We start from the raw sequence: 16,283 nt of genomic DNA on the forward strand, positions 1-16,283 counted from the left end.
ACGAAACATCTCCACGCTGTAGTCTGTGCCGGAACCTGCCGAAACATTCCGGGAAAGCGATGGGAACCCTCATTCCACACTAGAAACAGGTTGACAAAACCACGCCCCGACGATAAAAAGGAGGGCTCAACGTCTATGCTTCGACGTCGATGGCGCGTTCTTTTGGTTGTGTCCCTGCTCGTCGCCTTCGCCACCCCCGCGTCCGCCGTCCCGAAAACCGGCAGCTGGGCCATCGACGTGGTGCAGCCGGGCGACACCCTTTCGGCCATCGCCAACTGCCATGGCACCACCTGGCAACGCCTCATGCAGCTTAACGGCCTTACCCGCCCCGACATTGTACCGGGGCAAGCGCTAATCGTGCCGCGTTCGCCCCTTACCGTGCGCGCCGGCGACACGCTCTGGGAACTGGCCGTGCGTCACGGCACCACCACAGGCGCGCTGCGCCGGGCCAATGGCTTGTGCAGCGACTCGATCCTTACCCCTGGGACACGTCTGCGCATCCCGCAAGATGCGCGAATCCCGATCGATGCCGGGCTGTTTTACGTCCCTACGGGAAACGCGGCAAAAGACCGCGCCCTAATGGCCCGCTACCGATCAACGGTTCGCCGCGTCGGGCTGTTTGACGTGCGCATCACGAAAACGGCACCCTTGCCGTGCGCGCCTTTGGGCCCGCAACTGCTCTCGTGCGGAAGCAGGGGCAACTGCCCTACCCCGTCATCACCAATTTGACGGCCAATGGGTTTGACGCCGCGCACATGTGACGCATTCTCGCCGATCCGGCGAAACGGCACATCCTCGTCGAAAGCATTTGGCATCTGCTCAAGGCCAACCGCTTCCCCGGCGTCATGCTGGACATCGAGAGGCTCAAACCACAAGACCGCGCGTTGTACACGCAGTTCCTGCGCGAGCTCCACGCGAAATTGCACCCTTCGGGAATGGAGATCGCCGTCTCGGTGCCCCCCAAGCAAGGCCCCAATACCCCCGTCCACGCCGGCGGCTACGATTACGCCGCAATTGGGAAGTACGCCGACTGCGTGTTCGTGATGGCCTACGATTGGCACATCCCGCCCTTTACCGGCCCTGGACCTGTTGCGCCGCACGCCCAGGTCAAGGCCACAATGTCATACGCGTCAACGGTCATTTCGCCCAAAAAGCTGTATCCGGGGATTCCCATGTACGGGTACGACTGGAACGTGTCGACCGGCAAAGGACGGGCGCTTTCCCAACAAAAAGCCCTGGAACAAGCCATTGACCGCAGGGCGACGATTCGGTTCGACCCCCATTCGCGCACCCATATTACCGTTACACAACAAACGGGGAACGGCACGAAGTGTGGTTTGAGGACGCCCGCAGCCTGGCCTCCAAGTTTGCCCTGGTGAAACGGCACAAATGGGCGGGCGTGGGAGGCTGGCAGATGAACCTGTTCTTCCCGCAGGGCGAGACGCTGTTTTGGTCAATGTTCCGGGCGCTGTAGCCAGCATTGGATGACATGGCACAGGCCGTTGTGGTGCTGCCCTTCCTTCCGCTCGACCTCGCCCCAGAACCAGTGCCGAACCCGCCACGCCGAAAAGGCAAACCAGAACTCTGCCGGGTGGTACAACAGCGCCGGATCTTCCGGCCCCCCGGTGCCGTACCGGAGCTGGTGCAGCGAAAAGACCTCCATCACCACGTGACCTCCCGGCTTGACCGCGGAAGCTATGTGGCTGAGGACCGCTTGGCGCTGCGGCGCGGGGAGGTGCAAATAGGTGCAAACCACCACATCAAAACGTGCCTTCGGCCAGGTGGCCTTCGTCACGTCGACCCACTCCGTCACCACCCGCACCCCGCGCGCCTCCGCAAGCCGTCGGCACTTCTCGAGGCCCGCCTGTGCGTAATCCCACATGGTCACCTCATGCCCCAACTGGGCCAAGTAAACGGCGTTTCGCCCTTCTCCATCCGCCACAGCCAGCGAACGCCCCTTCGGCAGGTGCGGTGCCACCTGCCGCACAAAAGCGTTGGGCTCCGTTCCATAAACGTAGGCTTCCTGTGCAAACCGGCTTTCCCAAAACGCGCGGTTGGCCATCCTCTCTCCCCCTCAACATTAGATTTAGAAGAGAATGTCCACCCAGATTTTGAGGGCGGTGGCCAAGATCAACGCGGCCAAAATGCCTTTGAGAATCTTCGCCTTCACGCGCTTGGCCACACGCACGCCAAGGGGCGAAGCCAGCATGCTGGCGATCACCATGATCACCGCGGGCCAGAAGAGCAGATGGCCTGTCAGCACCTTTCCCACCGTCGCGCCAATGGAGGAGATGAACGTGATGGCCATCGACGAGGCGATCGCCACGCGGGTGGGAATGTTGAGGACCACCAGCATGATCGGGATCAGGATGAACGCGCCGGCCGCCCCGACGATGCCCGACAGCAGTCCTACGACAAAGGCGGACAGGGCGGCAATGGGCTTGGAAAACGTCACCTCTTCGTAACGTGCTTCACGTTCCGGACGCGGAATGAACATCATCACCGCCGCAATCGCCGCCAGAACGGCGTAGACGAAGTTGATCGTCGCATTGTCCAAAAACTTGGAACCAAAGCCGCCGAGAAAGCTGCCGAAAATGATCGCCGTCCCCATGTAGGCAACCAACTTGGGGTGAATGTACCGGTCTTTGCGATACGCCCATACGCCGGCCAACGTGGCAAAGAGCACCTGGACGGCGCTGACGGCGGCCACCTCCTGCGCCGAGTAGGACGCGACTCCGAGAAGCGGGGGAATATACAGCAACATGGGGTATTTGATGATCGAACCGCCGATTCCCACCATCCCGCTGATAAAGGAACCGACGAACCCGATGGCGAACAGCGTCAACGCTTCCGCCCACGACATGAACGTCACCTCTTCGCTTCGGATTTTACCTATACCCGTATATGTACTTTAACGCGCGGATCAAACGCATTCAACCCGGATTGGCCGCCTGTTCGCCTCCGTCGTTATTTTTTGCGGTGGCCTTCTCGTTGATTTTTTGCGGTGGCCTTCTCGTTGTATGCTTGCCTTTTCTCCACACCTGCGTTAATATACCCCTAGGGGTATAAAACCAAAAGGAGGTTTCTTCCATGTCCGTGGTCACCGTAACCGATCGGAACTTTGACCAAACGATCCGCCAAGCCAAGCCCGTTCTCGTCGATTTCTGGGCCCCGTGGTGCGGGCCGTGCCGCATGCTGGCTCCCGTGCTGGACGAGCTGGCGCAGGAGCTGGGCGACCGTGTCACCATCGCCAAGTTGAACATCGACGAGAACCCCTACACGGCAAGCCGCTTTGGCGTCATGAGCGTGCCCACCTTGAAGCTGTTCCGGGGCGGGATTGAACTGGGCACCAGCGTCGGCTACAAGCCGAAGGACCTGCTGAAATCGTGGGTGGAATCGTACCTGGAATCGTAAATTCATATCCCGCGTCGACGCCCGGGAAGCCCACGAGTACCGGTCAGGGAAACCAAAAGGCCGGGACACGCCGCGATAAGCAGCATGTCCCGGCCTTTTTCCCCGCCGGTTAACAGCAAGCAGGCGCTTGCTCACGCGCCCTTCACTCGTAACAGGCGCAGGCTGTTCGCCGTCACCAGCAAGGTCGCCCCCATGTCGGCCAGGATAGCCAGCCACAGCGTGAGCCAACCGGGAACGACAAGGGCCACGGCAACCAGCTTAGTCACGAGTGAGAAGGCGATGTTCTGCTGGATGACCCGCAACGCCCAGCGTCCCAGGCGCACCGTTTCGGGCAGCTTGGTCAGGTCGTCGTTCATCAGGACGATGTCGGCCGTCTCCAGCGCCGCGTCGGTGCCCCCGCCGCCCATGGCAACGCCTACCGTCGCCGCGGCCAGCGCAGGCGCGTCGTTGATGCCATCACCAACCATGGCCACCGTCCCGTAGCGCCGGCGTAGCGCCTGGATCCGCTGCAATTTGTCCTCCGGCAAGAGTTCGGCATGCACCTCGTCCACGCCGACCTGCCGCGCCACCGCCTCCGCCGTCCGGCGATGGTCGCCCGTCAACATCACCGTATGCGCCACCCCAGACCCTTTCAGCGCGCGGATCACCGCAGCGCTCTCCTCCCGCGGCAGGTCGGCCACGGCGATGAGCCCCAGCAGCCGCTCTTCTGTGCCCACCAGGATGGCTGTTTTCCCCTGTTCCTGCCAGGCGGCCAGCGTCGCCTGGGCCGCCTCCCAGGCGACACCCCGCTCAGTAAACAGCCGCGGGCTTCCCACCAGATACGTGCGCCCGCCGATCTGTCCCACGGCCCCCTTGCCGGGGACGGCCGAGAAGGATTCGGCAGGTTCGACGGCGATCCCGCGCGCGCGAGCGGCATCGAGAATGGCGCGGGCCACCGGGTGCTCCGACAGCGCCTCCAGCGCGGCGGCCACCGCCAGCACGTCGCGCACGCTTTGGCCGCCAAGAGGGAGCACATCCGTCACCGTCGGTTGGCCCCGGGTGAGGGTGCCGGTCTTATCAAAGGCCACGGCGCGGATGCGACCTGCGGCCTCGAGATGGACCCCACCCTTGATCAGCACACCGCGGCGCGCCGCCGCGCCAATGGCAGTCACGACGGCCACCGGTGTGGAGATGACGAGGGCGCAGGGGCACGCCACGACAAGCAGGGCCAACCCCTCGTAGACCCACCGTTCCCAGCCGCCTCCGAACAAAAGAGGCGGCACGAGGGCCACACCCAGCGCCAAGGCGATGACCACCGGCGTGTACACCCGGGCGAAGCGGTCGACAAAGGCCTGCACCGGGGCCCGTCGGTTCTGCGCCTCCTCGACGAGGTGAAGGATCTTGGCCAGCGTACTCTCCGCCACCACTTTGGTGACGCGCACGCGCAGGGCGCCCGGCCCGTTCAGCGTGCCGGCGTACACCGGGTCGCCCGGCCCCTTCTCAACAGGCATGGCTTCCCCGGTAATGGGTGCCTCGTTGACCGCCGACGTACCCTCCACCACCTCGCCATCGACGGCGATGTTTTCCCCCGGCCTGATCAGAACAAGATCACCAACCGCCAGTTCCGCGACGGGGACGACCGTCTCCCGCCCGTCGCGCAGCACGGTGGCCTCCTTGGGCATCCACTCCACCAGCGAGCGGATCGACCGCCGCGCCCGCTCCATGGCGTACGCCTCCAGCCGTTCGCTGAGGGCAAAGAGAACGACCACGACGGCCGCCTCGTTCCACTCGCCGATGGCCAGCGCGCCCGCAACGGCCACCGTCATCAATACGTGCATATCGACGCGCAGGCGCACCAGGTTGCGCACGCCGCGAAGAACGAGCGGGTACCCTCCCACGGCGACGGCGGTGAACAAAAACGCCCGGTTCACCGCCGTCTGCGACGGAAACACCAGGGCAAGGAGCAACGCCGCCAGCGCGACCAGCGTGCGCCACAGGTGCCGGTCGGCCGTCCACGGCGACGGGGAGGAATCAACACTTCCCGCTCCCTCGGGATGAAGCGTCACGGCTTCAACCTTGCGCGCCTCCCTTTGCAAGACCTCCGGCGCGATCGTTCCCACGACCGTCAATTTGCCGGCCGCAAAATTCACCTCTGCCTCCTGAACGCCGGGCAACGCCCGGACGTGCCGCTCCAGCTTGGCGGCGCAATCCGCTCACGTCAAGCCTGTGAGGCGATACACGCGCTTAACGGCGGTGTCCTGCACGGGATTCCCTCCCTTCTGCCCCATTGGACAACGCCAGCGCCTCCTGCACGATCCGACGCACAATCGGGTCAACGAGCCGGTAGTAAACCATTTTGCCGTCCCGACGGCAGGCAACCACACCCATGGCGCGCAACAACCGCAGGTGGTGCGAGGCGGTTGCCGGCGAGGTGCCGATCAGCGTGGCCACGTCGCACACGCACAGCTCCTCCTCTTGGCACAAGGCGACAATCACCCTGAGCCGCGTTTCGTCCGCAAGCGCCTTGAACAGCGGCGCGAGGTCCGCCGCGCGGTCAAGCCCTTTCTGAAGCCGCGCCACCTTTTCCGCGTTGTAGGCAAACACGTCGCACATGTCCGCCGCAGCGGGCGTCGCGTGCCGTGCGGCTTCATCCCCACGCGCCATCCTCTCCCCCCTACTCTACAACATTTAAACAGTTGTTTTCCTATTGGTAGTGTAGTCACGAGCTCTTGCCGCTGTCAATGGAATCCCCCTTTCCCGTGCCGCAACGGGTGAACCGACGACTACAAGATATTTTTTTCTTACATGGTATTCAAATCCTTTTCATGTACCTTGGCCGCGGATTATTATAGAAAGGGAGACCTTGCCTGCGAAAGGAGGATCATCATGGCAAAACGCGTCCTCATGCTCGTAACCAGCCACGACAAGATGGACGATGCGCACCCCACAGGCATCTGGCTGTCGGAGTTTGCCGAGCCTTACGAGGAATTTCAAAAAGCCGGCTACCACATCACGGTGACGAGCCCCAAAGGCGGAGCGGCACCGATCGACCCGCGCAGCCTGAACGAGGAAAACGAGCGGCGCTGGGCGGCGGCCATCGAACGGCTGAAGGATACCGTTCCCGTAACCGCGGTCAACCCGGACGAATACGATGCCTTGTTTGTCCCCGGCGGCCATGGGACGATGTTCGACTTCCCCTTTGACCCGAATGTGCAGCAGCTCGTGCGCCACTTTGCCGAGGCAAACAAGGTGATCGCCGCCGTCTGCCACGGCCCGGCGGCCCTCGTCGGTGTTACCCTGTCGAACGGGCAACCCCTCGTTGCCGGCAAGCGGGTGACCGCCTTCACCGATGAAGAAGAGCGCGACGTCCAGCTGGACAAGCTGGTGCCATTCCTCCTCGAAACGCGCCTGCGGGAGCTGGGGGCCAATTTCATCGCCGGCGAAAAATGGGCGGATCACGTAGAACAAGACGGCCTGCTCATTACCGGGCAAAACCCGCAGTCCGGGATTTCCACGGCCAAGGCCGTCATCCGCACCCTCGAAAGCACAACCGGCGCCTGAGCCCCGCCAATGCGCTAGGGGACGCGTGTCGTCCCTTACGCGTATCCGTCCGCGTCCGTTGACGCGGGCGTTTTTTTGTTTGCCCCGCGCGTTCCGTCGGTTGTCCAAATTCTTCTTCCCCTTTTCAACCGGCGTCCTCTGGCGTACACTAGAACTGTAATCGAACATCTGTTCGTATGGAGGGAACGGACATGCGGCGCTTTGTGCGCACCGTCCTCCTCGCCGACATGGACGCCTTTTTCGCCAGCGTCGAGCAGGCGCACAACCCCGCGCTGCGCGGCAAGCCGGTAATCGTCTGCGGCGACCCGGAAAAACGGCACGGGATCGTCCTCGCCGCCTCCTACGAAGCCAAGCGCTGCGGGGTCAAGACGGCCATGCTGGTCGGCGAAGCCCGGCGCCTGTGCCCGGAAGCCGTGTTCGTACTCCCGCGGATGGCCACCTACGTTCAAATTTCCAACGCCATCCTGGCCATGATGAAGGAAATCACGCCCCTTGTTGAACCGTTTTCCATCGACGAGGCCTTTCTCGAACTGCCCGACGCCACCGACCTCGTGCGCGACGGCGTGGAAACGGCCCGTCGCCTGAAAGACCGCATCCGCCGGGAAATCGGGGTCAGTTGCTCCATCGGCGTGGGCCCGAACAAATTGCTGGCCAAAATGGCTGCCGGCCTGGAGAAGCCTGACGGCCTCACCGTGCTCACCCTCGACGATGTGCCCACCCGGCTATGGCCCCTCCCCGTGCGGGAGCTGTTCGGCGTCGGCCCGCGCATGGAGCGCCACTTCTATCGCATGGGCATCCGCACCATCGGCCATCTCGCCCAAGCTGATCCCGACCGGCTGGCGCGCCGCTTCGGCCTTATGGGGCGAGTGCTGCACCTGTCGGCCAACGGCATCGACTACAGCCCTGTCGACCCGGGTTCCCTCGCTGTCCGCCGGTCCATCGGCCACATGTTTACCTTGCCGCGCGACTACCGCACCCTGGACGAGCTGCGCGTGGTGCTCCTCGAGCTGGTCGACGACGTCTGCCATCGCGCCCGCACCCGCGGCTATGTGGGTCAGACAGTCTCCCTTACCCTGCGCTTTGCCGACCTGTCCGGCCTGCATCGCCAGAAGAAGCTGGAGGCCCCCACCAACGTGACCCCGCCCGTTTTTGCCGCCGCCTTCCACCTGCTCCAGCGTTTCTGGAACGGCCAGCCCGTACGGATGGTGGGGGTAAGCCTCGGCAACCTCATGCCCGACACCGGTTTTCAACTGGATCTGTTCGGCCGCGAGGAACGCCAGCGACGCTTAGCTGCCGCCATCGACCACATCCGCGCCCGGCACGGCAAGACGAGCCTCCTTCGCGCCGTTTCCCTCACCCCGCCCAGCGTCTTCTTCGACCGCGCCGGCAAAATCGGCGGGCACCGCAAGTAACCGGCGCCCATTTCTCGCCGCCCTGGTGTCGCCCGCCCGAGACGGCGAATACCGTGGGTAATGGCTCCGCGATTCCTTAAAGAAGGAGGAGAACGCACCCATGCTAAAGCATCCGTATCCGCCGTACATGAGCCCCGTCGCTCCGCCGATGCGCCACACCAACTTCAAGACCTGGCGCCCGTACATCAGTCCCTTTGATCCCTGTCCTCCGGAACGGATAAAGGTGTACAACACGCCGCCGAACCTCTATCTTGGCTTCCAGCCACCCAATCTCCCCCAGTTCCCTCCGCGGGAAGCCCTCCGGCGCGGCACGCTATGGCCGGCCCTGTTCAGCCCGTACGAAGGATACAACCGTCCAGTCGAACGGGAAGGAGATGGCTGCGATGGATTGTCATCGCGATAACGAGCACCGCAAAATGCCGGAGGAATATTATCAACTCCTCGAGGAGCTGCAAGCCCTCGATTTCGTCCTGCTGGAGCTGAACCTGTATCTCGATACCCATCCCAACGACCTGAACGCCGTCCGCCAGTACAACGACCTCGTCAAAAAGCGAAAGGCCGTCAGACGCCAGCTGGTGTCGATCGCTGGGCCCCTGTCGCATTTCGGCCACGACTACGTCAGCTGCCCGTGGAACTGGGACGATACACCGTGGCCCTGGCAGGTTTAACACCCGACATCCCCATACCCGAGCAACGGCCAGAGGAGGACCGCCATGTGGATCTATGAGAAAAAGCTGCAGTACCCTGTTCGGGTCAGCAAATGTGACCCGCGGATGGCTAAATACCTCCTGGAGCAATATGGTGGAGCCGATGGCGAGCTGGCCGCCGCCCTCCGCTACCTCAACCAGCGCTACACGGTGCCCAACAAGGTGATCGGCATATTGAACGACATTGGAACGGAAGAATTGGTTCACTATAGTTATCAATGATAAAGTGCACACAATTAACCCCTAGGGACACAACCCTGAGGGTTTACTCGTCTTCCGCCCACCACGGCTCTGATGGCTGCTCCGGGTACTTCGGCCTCCCGCACCGGACACAGCGAAGCACACCGTCGATCCACCGCCATTTTCCACGAGCGAGGCACCGGCACACGTCAGCCTGCCCCCAGTAGGCCAGGCGTATCGGGTCGTACTGCGGCGCGCGGTCGTCCTGCTTCACGCAGCACCACCCTCCTTGGCCGGCATGGCCGCGAGGATGTTGGCCAGGCTGAACGTGCGCACGGCGAGTCGCTCGTAGCAGTAGGCACGGAGGACCGCATGAGTCCGCTGATCGTCGCAGCCGCCCGGTTGCTCGGCAAAACGGATGTGGTGATCGCATCCAGCGGAAATGCGGGTCTTTCGCTAGCGGCGTATGCAGCGGCTGCCGGTCTGACCCCCCATGTCATCGTGACCCCCAGAGTTCCAGCGCAGGTTCAGGACTGGATACGGAGCTACGGCGGCAACGTGTGGATGGTCAGCAGGTCAGATGAGCGGTGGCCGCTGATGGGCAAACTGGTGCGGGAGCGGGGGTTTTGGCCAGCGGGCAATTTCCATGTCCCGCCGGTGGGCAGCAATCCCTTCGGGGTACAGGGATTGAAAACCATTGCTTATGAGCTGGTGGAAGAGCTGGGTGAAGCGCCGGATGCTGTGATCGTCCCCACCTCCCGGGGCGATTTAATCTGGGGAATCTGGGAAGGGTTCAGAGAGTGCCGGACTCGGGGGGAAATTTCACATCTTCCTCGCATGGTGGCGGTGGAACCTTTCCCGCGTCTGACCCGCGTGCTTCATGGTGAGGATTGGCGCGGGCGGTTCGAAGGAAGGACCTCGTTGGCTTCCATAGATGGGTCCACCGTGACCTATCAGGCAGTGGCCGCGGTAACGGAATCGGGAGGGACCGCCGTATCCGTGACAGATCGGGAGGTGGCGTGGGCTTGGAAGGAAGCAGCGCGATCCGGCCTGCTACTGGAATCTTCCTCGGCGTCGGTTCTGGCTGCTGTTATTCGGCTGGTTGACTCCGGATGGCTGAAAAAAGAAGAGTCCGTGGTCGCAATCGGAACTTCCCACGGTTTTAAGGAGAGGAGCCCTCATGAACGAGATCAACGAGTTTGACGTGCAGGCGTATCTCAACCTTTTAGGCATCCCTACTTCGCAAAAACCCACCCTTTCTTTCCTCAACAAACTGCATGAACGCCATCTTCTCACCGTCCCGTTCGAAAACCTGGACATTCATCTGGGTCGGCCGATCCGTCTTGACATCCCGTCCCTGTTCGACAAGATCGTACGCCGGAAGCGGGGAGGGTTCTGCTATGAACTGAACCATCTGTTCCATGCGCTTCTGACCGCACTCGATTTCGATTCCACGCTCATTTCGGCACGGGTGAAAAAAGCGCAAGGCGGATTCGGGCCTGAATTTGACCACCTCGCCCTGATTGTGCGCCTTCCCGAGCCGTACTTGGTTGACGTAGGCTTCGGCAACTCGTCCCGCCACCCCCTTCCCCTCAGCGGGGAACCCCGTGAAGACATCAGCGGCACTTACCGGGTGAAGCAGCTTGAAAACGGCGAATTCAGCATGCAAAGATGGGTCGAGGGAAACTGGTCGGATGAATATCTGTTCACCCTTGTGCCCCGCACCATCGATGAATTTCAAGAGATGTGCCGCTATCACCAAACGTCGCCCGCATCCCCTTTTACGCGCAACAAGATCTGTTCGCTTGCCACCTTAACCGGTCGGATTACGCTCGCCGGCACGGAGCTGAAGGTAACGGAAAACGGCAAACAGGAGGTATTTCCCGGCAAGTCGGAAGAGGAATGGAGCCGGCTGTTAGCAGAACATTTTGGCATCCGCCTGTAACCCCTGTCCCCCACCCCATATCCCGGTACATTGTTCTGCCTACAAGCTGAGGGGCCATAAGGGCCCCTCCTCTTCCAATCTCTGAACGGCAGCAGCCGTCCAGTCGGTCGATACCCGGTATTAATTCACCCGCTTGGTTTCATCATCGTTACGCTGCAAACTCTCAATGATCGCTCACCCGGCGGCGTACATCTCATCGAGCACTTTCTCGATCTCCTCCGGCATCCGGGCGCACCATGCCACCCCACAGGATACAAACATAAGTTTGTATTTCATCACATACGAAAGCCCTGCTTAATGGCCGGGCTTTTTCTCCGAAACCAAAATTGGCCAAACAAACGAAAATGGCCGAAAATCGGCTTCGATACGCACGACCATTATGGAATGTTACGGAAGTATCTGGAAAAAGGGGAAACGCAAAAGAGTGCAAGGTCTCCCCGTTGGTGGCCACGCTTTATGGCAGCAACGTGGCTTGCACCTGGCGCACCACGGCCTGCACGTTGCCGAGGCAGCACGCCCCCTGCGGATTGTTCACCTCGCACCCGCAGCGGCCCGCCTTCACATGGGTGGCGATGGTGGCGGAAGCGGTGCTCTTACCCATTTGGGCGAGCTCGTCGCGAATGCGCCGGCGCGTCCACCCGAAACAGTAGCACACAGGCACGTCTTCGCCTAGGTCCTTTTGGTAAACAGGAACCTTCACATCGGCAGTGCGAAAGGGCGCGCTATCGGCCGCAAAATACACCACGTCACACTGTGGCGAAGCACAAAACGCATAGGCCGCATGCGGATCCAACCGCTCAAGGGCCTCCGGGCGAAGCAGGCTTTTGAGTGTCACCAGGCCAATCGGCTTCCCTTCCTGACCACATTCGGGACACTGCAACACCGCCGCAACAGGATTTCCGTTTCCAACGGCACAGCAATCGCTCATTCGCTACCCCCCCCTTATCGATTGGTACGGCGGCATTCACCACATTTTCCATACGGGAGAAGGGCCCGAACGGAACGTAATTGCAATACTGCTGTTGCGAGTGACGAAGGTCACACACCATCAGAACGCAGCGCCAGCTGCGGCCACCTCGGACCGGGGAATGCTCACAGCGTCCAGTACGTGACCGTGTCCAACAACCCGATCAGCACGAATACCGCCCCCACCGCGCGCGTTAGGCCGTGTCCAAACCGCCGCAACGCGCGGACGAAGGAGCGCGATGCGCCCGTACCATACAACAGGCCGAACACAAACAACAGCGGAACCGCCGTTCCAATGGCAAAGAGGGGCGGCAACACCGGACCGGAAGCGCTGGAGAACATGAGCGGGATGAGGATCCCAAAAAAGAGAAGAAACATCGTGGGACAAAAGCCGAGGGAAAAGGCGATGCCCAGGAGAAAGGCCCGTCTTCGCGGCGCAAGCAAGAGGGCCAGGCGCGCCCCCCACGATTCTAACCGTCCGCCGATCCCCTTCGTCCAGCGCACCCAGCCGAGCATTACCAGTCCCGTGAGCAAAAACAACGGTCCCAACGCTTTTCGCGACCAAGAAAAAAGCGGGATCAGCTGGTTGCCAAATTCCTTCCCCAACAGGTATGCCGCAACCCCCAAAACGGTATATACGGTCATTCGCCCTACGAGGTACCACACCAGCTCGCTCGCCGAGAACTTCTTGCATGCCGCTCGCCCGGAAAAATAGGCCAAGGCGCCAAAATGGGCCGTCAGCTGGCACGGTGCAAAGGCACCCACCATTCCCAACACCAACGCGGAAAGCTCAGGAATCGTGGTCGCATGGGACATTTGAAGAAACGGCTCCGACAACACGCGACTGACCGCGCTCAGCCATTCGTACCACACGGATCCCTTCCCCCCCTTTCCGGTTCCCCTCTTCGCGCGCACCGGACGACGTTCGGTAGCACTGCCCATTCCTCGGACTGAATGTGTCCCGCGTGCCTCACGTCGGGCTGAGGGGCAGCCGGACAATGAACGTCGCCCCTTTACCGCGTTCGCTTTCCACGCCCACCCGTCCGCCGTGCAGTTCGACGATGCGCTTGACGATGGAGAGCCCGAGCCCGGAGCCGCCGTGGGTCCGCGAACGCGATTTCTCCACGCGGTACAGCCGCTCCCAAATGCGCGGCAACTCCTCCGGTGGAATGCCCTCCCCCGTATCGCGTACCTCGACCACCGCTTCATCCTTTTCGCGAAGTAGCCGCACCGTCACCCGTCCTCCCGCCGGGGTGTGCCGACGCGCGTTGTCCAGAAGGTTGATCCACACCTGTTCCAGCCGCGCCGCGTCGCCGTCCACCCACAGCGGCTCACCTGCCGCCTCCACCGTGAGCACAATTCCCTTCTCCTGAAAGGCCGGCGCCATGCGCGCCACCACCGCTTCCACCGTTTGGGCAAGGTTGACCGGCGCCCGTTGAATCCGAAACGACGGCTCTTGCATCCGCACCAACGCGAACAAGTCTTGCAAGAGACGGGTCAACCGGCTCGCTTCCCGGTGGATGGTCTCCGCCATCGCTCGACGCTGGGCCTCGTCCCCGTAGCCTTTCTTGAGCGCCTCGCTGTACCCTTGAATGTACGTGAGCGGCGTGCGCAACTCGTGGGACACATCGGCCAAAAAGGCCGACTGTTGCGCGCGGTACGCCTGCAGGCTGTCGGCCATCCGGTTGATGGACGCGGCCAAGCAGGCGATTTCGTCGTTGCCGCGCACGCCGACGCGCTGGGAATAATCCCCTTCGGCGATAGCGGACGTCACGGCCGTCATTTGGCGAAGCGGCTGGGTCAGCCGTTTGGACAACACGGCCGTCAGCGCCAAGGAAAGCGCGACCATAAATGCGAACGCAACACAACCGGCCCACCTAAAGGCCGCCAGGGCGCGCCGGAGAGGTTCCGTCGGTTCAAACAGCACCACGGTGGCCGCCCATTCACCGTTCCGATACACAGGCGACCACGTGACGATGTACGGTTCTGTCCGCCAATCACGCGTGACGATAACCCCATCCCGGTGCGCAGCGGCGCGCGCGTCCACCTTCAAATAGCGAACCTGATCGGGGACCAGCGGGTCCGACTGGGCCAGCACCCTTCCCGTCCGATCCACCACCGCGGCAATGAGCGCCGTTTGCCGCTCCATCTCGGCCACGTGGTGCAACGCCTCCTCCCCCCACCGACGGCCGAGTACCTCGGCATGGCCATGTCCGCGGTGGAGTAAATCCTCCGCCACTTGAGTCACCAGCGAACGGTTGAAAATGGTGTAAAGCAACACCACCAGCAACAGGAAGAGCGCGCTGATAAGCACAAACAACAGCAGTCCCAACTTGGTGGACAGGCGGAGCCGTATCATGGTCACTCCCCACCGGACCGCGCGGTTACAGGGACAAAGCGGTATCCCACACCGCGCACGGTCTCAATCAGGTGGCGCGAACAGCCAGCGTCCGCCAATTTGGCCCGCAGCGCTTTGACGTGGGTGTCCACCGTGCGCATGTCCCCCTCGTAATCCCATCCCCACACCCGTTCGATGAGCTGCTCGCGATCGAAAACCTGGCCCGGATGGCGCGCGAGCAGCCCAAGAAGGTCAAACTCTTTTGGGGTCAAGGCCAGACGCCGCCCGTGGCAATAGGCTTCCCTGGCGCGCAAGTCGACGACCAGGGGCCCGGCCGCAAACCGTTCGCCGCCATTTTTGGCGCGGCGCAGCACCGCACGGATGCGGGCCATCAGCTCCTCCTCGGCAAACGGTTTCACCAGATAATCGTCCGCCCCCGCATCGAGGCCGGCCACCCGATCGCGGATGTCGTCACGGGCAGTGAGCATGATGATCGGCACATCGCTTTCCTCCCGGAGCATGCGGCACACCTGCCATCCGTCGAGGCCTGGCATCATAATGTCGAGGAGGATCAGATCCGGCTGCTCCGCACGGGCGCGCGCCAACGCCGCATGCCCGTCTTCCGCCTCGGACACCGCAAACCCGTTTTGTTCGAGAAACAGCCGAAGCAACGCGCGCATAGGCGCTTCATCGTCCACCACCAAAATGCGCATGATATCCTCCCCCCACGATTTCCACGCATCGTCACGCATCTGTCAACGCGTTACCGGACCGCGTCACCGCGCCATGCCTCCCTCCAGATTGACCACACGCGCATATCCTTTTTCAACCAAAAACTGCGCACCCGCTTCGCCCAGCGGCCCTGTATGGCATACGAAGACGATCCGCTTATTGGGGTCCAGCTCCCGATAGCGTGCCTTGAACTTGAACATGTAAAATGGAATGTTGATCGCGCCGGGAATCGTGCCCGTTCCGATACAGCTTCGGTTCACCCAAGTCGACAATGACCATCTCGCTTTTCCCCAGTTCGTTTTCCAGTGCTAATGGAGAAAGGGAATCCCATGCTGTCGACGAAAGAGAACCGGTTTGTTGCGCCACAACGACAACCATTTCCATGACGACAACCAACAGCAAGCCCAATAAGGCGATCCACAGGATTCGGATGGACATCGATCTCAACCCGCTTCCCTGTAGATTAACCCGGGTACAGTACAAACATCACGCTACCGAAAGCAAGAAATGTTGCAGCCCACAACACCGCCACATGCGTCATCGGCACCACATGCCAACGTTTCCATGTTAGATAGTGGGCAACGACCAACAAGCCAACACTGATGCCCACAAACCACGATTGGTATTTCGCCAAAAACGCCATCGTCGAAAACAGCGCGCCGCTCAGACCGAGCGAAATAACCAAGACCGGAAGGATTCAGGCCAGGCAGGCCAAGCCGGATGTAAGCACGGCGGAGAATCGCGCCAGGCGATCCTTCAACGGCACCACAAGCCGATCCTCCTTTCCGCCACAAACGCACGCGTTTCCGGATCAAGCGACCCCATCAATCATGAAACGAGATACGGTGGTTGTGGTCAGAGCGGTCGCCATGCCCCGTGTGGCGACCATGAAACAACAGGTGGGACAACGGGCAAAGCAAGACTATCCCGAGCAAGGCGAAATCCCTCTTTCCCATCGCGCCAATGGCCAGTATGCCAACCAAGGCGGCCGCCAAAATCCACGCCTTCCCCGTTTTCCTCATTCCGGTTCCCTCCCCGTTGGCTTGTCT

General features: G+C 61.8%; 21 protein-coding genes and 1 pseudogene. 10 read left to right on the forward strand and 12 right to left on the reverse strand.

Features of this window, described 5'->3' with window-relative positions; translation table 11 throughout:
* Positions 1–135: 135 nt before the first annotated feature.
* Together ACYQ0Z_RS09750 and ACYQ0Z_RS09755 are read left to right on the forward strand one after the other, a co-directional pair.
* Positions 136–729, forward strand: coding sequence for a LysM peptidoglycan-binding domain-containing protein (locus ACYQ0Z_RS09750; RefSeq protein ID WP_459867356.1), 594 nt, complete (start codon positions 136–138; stop codon positions 727–729).
* A 35-nt stretch (positions 730–764) separates the two neighbouring features.
* Positions 765–1,379, forward strand: coding sequence for a glycosyl hydrolase family 18 protein (locus tag ACYQ0Z_RS09755; RefSeq protein WP_459868875.1), 615 nt, complete (start codon positions 765–767; stop codon positions 1,377–1,379).
* Positions 1,380–1,453: 74 nt separating this feature from the next.
* On the opposite strand, the gene ACYQ0Z_RS09760 is transcribed toward ACYQ0Z_RS09755, so the two are convergent.
* Positions 1,454–2,062, reverse strand: a complete 609-nt coding sequence (locus ACYQ0Z_RS09760; protein WP_459867359.1) for a class I SAM-dependent methyltransferase — start codon at positions 2,060–2,062, stop codon at positions 1,454–1,456.
* 24 nt (positions 2,063–2,086) lie between these two features.
* Entirely contained in the window at positions 2,087–2,863 is a 777-nt protein-coding gene (locus ACYQ0Z_RS09765; RefSeq protein ID WP_459867362.1) for a sulfite exporter TauE/SafE family protein, read from the reverse strand.
* 227 nt (positions 2,864–3,090) lie between these two features.
* Here ACYQ0Z_RS09765 and trxA point away from each other — a divergent pair, with 227 nt between their 5' ends.
* The gene (gene trxA, locus ACYQ0Z_RS09770; RefSeq protein ID WP_459867365.1) at positions 3,091–3,414 is read left to right on the forward strand and encodes a thioredoxin; all 324 of its coding nucleotides are present in this window, start codon (positions 3,091–3,093) and stop codon (positions 3,412–3,414) included.
* A 131-nt stretch (positions 3,415–3,545) separates the two neighbouring features.
* On the opposite strand, the gene ACYQ0Z_RS09775 is transcribed toward trxA, so the two are convergent.
* Complete coding sequence (locus tag ACYQ0Z_RS09775) at positions 3,546–5,681, reverse strand: heavy metal translocating P-type ATPase (RefSeq protein ID WP_459867368.1); 2,136 nt, start codon at positions 5,679–5,681, stop codon at positions 3,546–3,548.
* Positions 5,638–6,057, reverse strand: a complete 420-nt coding sequence (locus tag ACYQ0Z_RS09780; protein WP_459867372.1) for an ArsR/SmtB family transcription factor — start codon at positions 6,055–6,057, stop codon at positions 5,638–5,640. The genes ACYQ0Z_RS09775 and ACYQ0Z_RS09780 overlap by 44 nt, the downstream gene beginning before the upstream one ends.
* 222 nt (positions 6,058–6,279) lie before the next feature.
* Between ACYQ0Z_RS09780 and ACYQ0Z_RS09785 the strand changes: the two genes are divergently transcribed.
* From ACYQ0Z_RS09785 to ACYQ0Z_RS09805, 5 genes and pseudogenes are all read left to right on the forward strand, one after another.
* Positions 6,280–6,954 (forward strand): type 1 glutamine amidotransferase domain-containing protein, encoded by a 675-nt coding sequence (locus ACYQ0Z_RS09785; protein WP_459867375.1) that lies wholly within the window; start codon positions 6,280–6,282, stop codon positions 6,952–6,954.
* 191 nt (positions 6,955–7,145) lie between these two features.
* Positions 7,146–8,366 carry a DNA polymerase IV gene (gene dinB / locus ACYQ0Z_RS09790; protein ID WP_459867378.1) on the forward strand — a complete coding sequence of 407 codons (1,221 nt, stop codon included), beginning with the start codon at positions 7,146–7,148 and terminating at the stop codon, positions 8,364–8,366.
* 148 nt (positions 8,367–8,514) lie between these two features.
* Entirely contained in the window at positions 8,515–8,769 is a 255-nt protein-coding gene (locus tag ACYQ0Z_RS09795) for a spore coat associated protein CotJA (protein WP_459868878.1), read from the forward strand.
* Positions 8,750–9,034: a spore coat protein CotJB gene (locus ACYQ0Z_RS09800; protein ID WP_459867381.1), complete on the forward strand. Its 285-nt coding sequence runs from the start codon at positions 8,750–8,752 to the stop codon at positions 9,032–9,034. Before ACYQ0Z_RS09795 ends, ACYQ0Z_RS09800 begins: the two co-directional genes overlap by 20 nt.
* Positions 9,035–9,079: 45 nt before the next feature.
* Positions 9,080–9,280, forward strand: a pseudogene (locus ACYQ0Z_RS09805) (manganese catalase family protein); the annotation flags it as partial.
* A 58-nt stretch (positions 9,281–9,338) separates the two neighbouring features.
* On the opposite strand, the gene ACYQ0Z_RS09810 reads toward ACYQ0Z_RS09805, so the two are convergent.
* Positions 9,339–9,527 carry a hypothetical protein gene (locus tag ACYQ0Z_RS09810; RefSeq protein ID WP_459867384.1) on the reverse strand — a complete coding sequence of 63 codons (189 nt, stop codon included), beginning with the start codon at positions 9,525–9,527 and terminating at the stop codon, positions 9,339–9,341.
* Between the two features lie 98 nt (positions 9,528–9,625).
* On the opposite strand from ACYQ0Z_RS09810, the gene ACYQ0Z_RS09815 reads away from it, so the two are divergent.
* Together ACYQ0Z_RS09815 and ACYQ0Z_RS09820 are read left to right on the forward strand one after the other, a co-directional pair.
* Positions 9,626–10,456, forward strand: a complete 831-nt coding sequence (locus tag ACYQ0Z_RS09815) for a threonine synthase (RefSeq protein WP_459867387.1) — start codon at positions 9,626–9,628, stop codon at positions 10,454–10,456.
* The gene (locus ACYQ0Z_RS09820) at positions 10,434–11,198 is read left to right on the forward strand and encodes an arylamine N-acetyltransferase family protein (RefSeq protein WP_459867390.1); all 765 of its coding nucleotides are present in this window, start codon (positions 10,434–10,436) and stop codon (positions 11,196–11,198) included. The genes ACYQ0Z_RS09815 and ACYQ0Z_RS09820 overlap by 23 nt, the downstream gene beginning before the upstream one ends.
* A gap of 454 nt (positions 11,199–11,652) precedes the next feature.
* Here ACYQ0Z_RS09820 and ACYQ0Z_RS09825 read toward each other — a convergent pair whose 3' ends face one another.
* The 7 genes from ACYQ0Z_RS09825 to ACYQ0Z_RS09855 all read right to left on the reverse strand — a co-directional run bounded on the left by ACYQ0Z_RS09825 (position 11,653) and on the right by ACYQ0Z_RS09855 (position 16,256).
* Positions 11,653–12,126 carry a putative iron-sulfur cluster-binding metallochaperone gene (locus ACYQ0Z_RS09825; RefSeq protein ID WP_459867393.1) on the reverse strand — a complete coding sequence of 158 codons (474 nt, stop codon included), beginning with the start codon at positions 12,124–12,126 and terminating at the stop codon, positions 11,653–11,655.
* A gap of 164 nt (positions 12,127–12,290) precedes the next feature.
* Positions 12,291–13,037, reverse strand: a complete 747-nt coding sequence (locus tag ACYQ0Z_RS09830) for an urease accessory protein UreH domain-containing protein (protein ID WP_459867396.1) — start codon at positions 13,035–13,037, stop codon at positions 12,291–12,293.
* A 97-nt stretch (positions 13,038–13,134) separates the two neighbouring features.
* Positions 13,135–14,523, reverse strand: a complete 1,389-nt coding sequence (locus ACYQ0Z_RS09835; protein ID WP_459867399.1) for a HAMP domain-containing sensor histidine kinase — start codon at positions 14,521–14,523, stop codon at positions 13,135–13,137.
* A gap of 2 nt (positions 14,524–14,525) precedes the next feature.
* On the reverse strand, positions 14,526–15,215 hold the full coding sequence (locus ACYQ0Z_RS09840; RefSeq protein ID WP_459867402.1) for a response regulator transcription factor: 690 nt from the start codon (positions 15,213–15,215) through the stop codon (positions 14,526–14,528).
* 63 nt (positions 15,216–15,278) lie between these two features.
* Positions 15,279–15,434: a rhodanese-like domain-containing protein gene (locus tag ACYQ0Z_RS09845; RefSeq protein WP_459868881.1), complete on the reverse strand. Its 156-nt coding sequence runs from the start codon at positions 15,432–15,434 to the stop codon at positions 15,279–15,281.
* The gene (locus ACYQ0Z_RS09850) at positions 15,391–15,672 is read right to left on the reverse strand and encodes a hypothetical protein (protein WP_459868954.1); all 282 of its coding nucleotides are present in this window, start codon (positions 15,670–15,672) and stop codon (positions 15,391–15,393) included. Before ACYQ0Z_RS09850 ends, ACYQ0Z_RS09845 begins: the two co-directional genes overlap by 44 nt.
* Before the next feature lie 386 nt (positions 15,673–16,058).
* Positions 16,059–16,256: a DUF2933 domain-containing protein gene (locus tag ACYQ0Z_RS09855; RefSeq protein WP_459867405.1), complete on the reverse strand. Its 198-nt coding sequence runs from the start codon at positions 16,254–16,256 to the stop codon at positions 16,059–16,061.
* Between the last annotated feature and the right edge of the window lie 27 nt (positions 16,257–16,283).

It is taken from the genome of Calditerricola yamamurae (assembly GCF_054654135.1).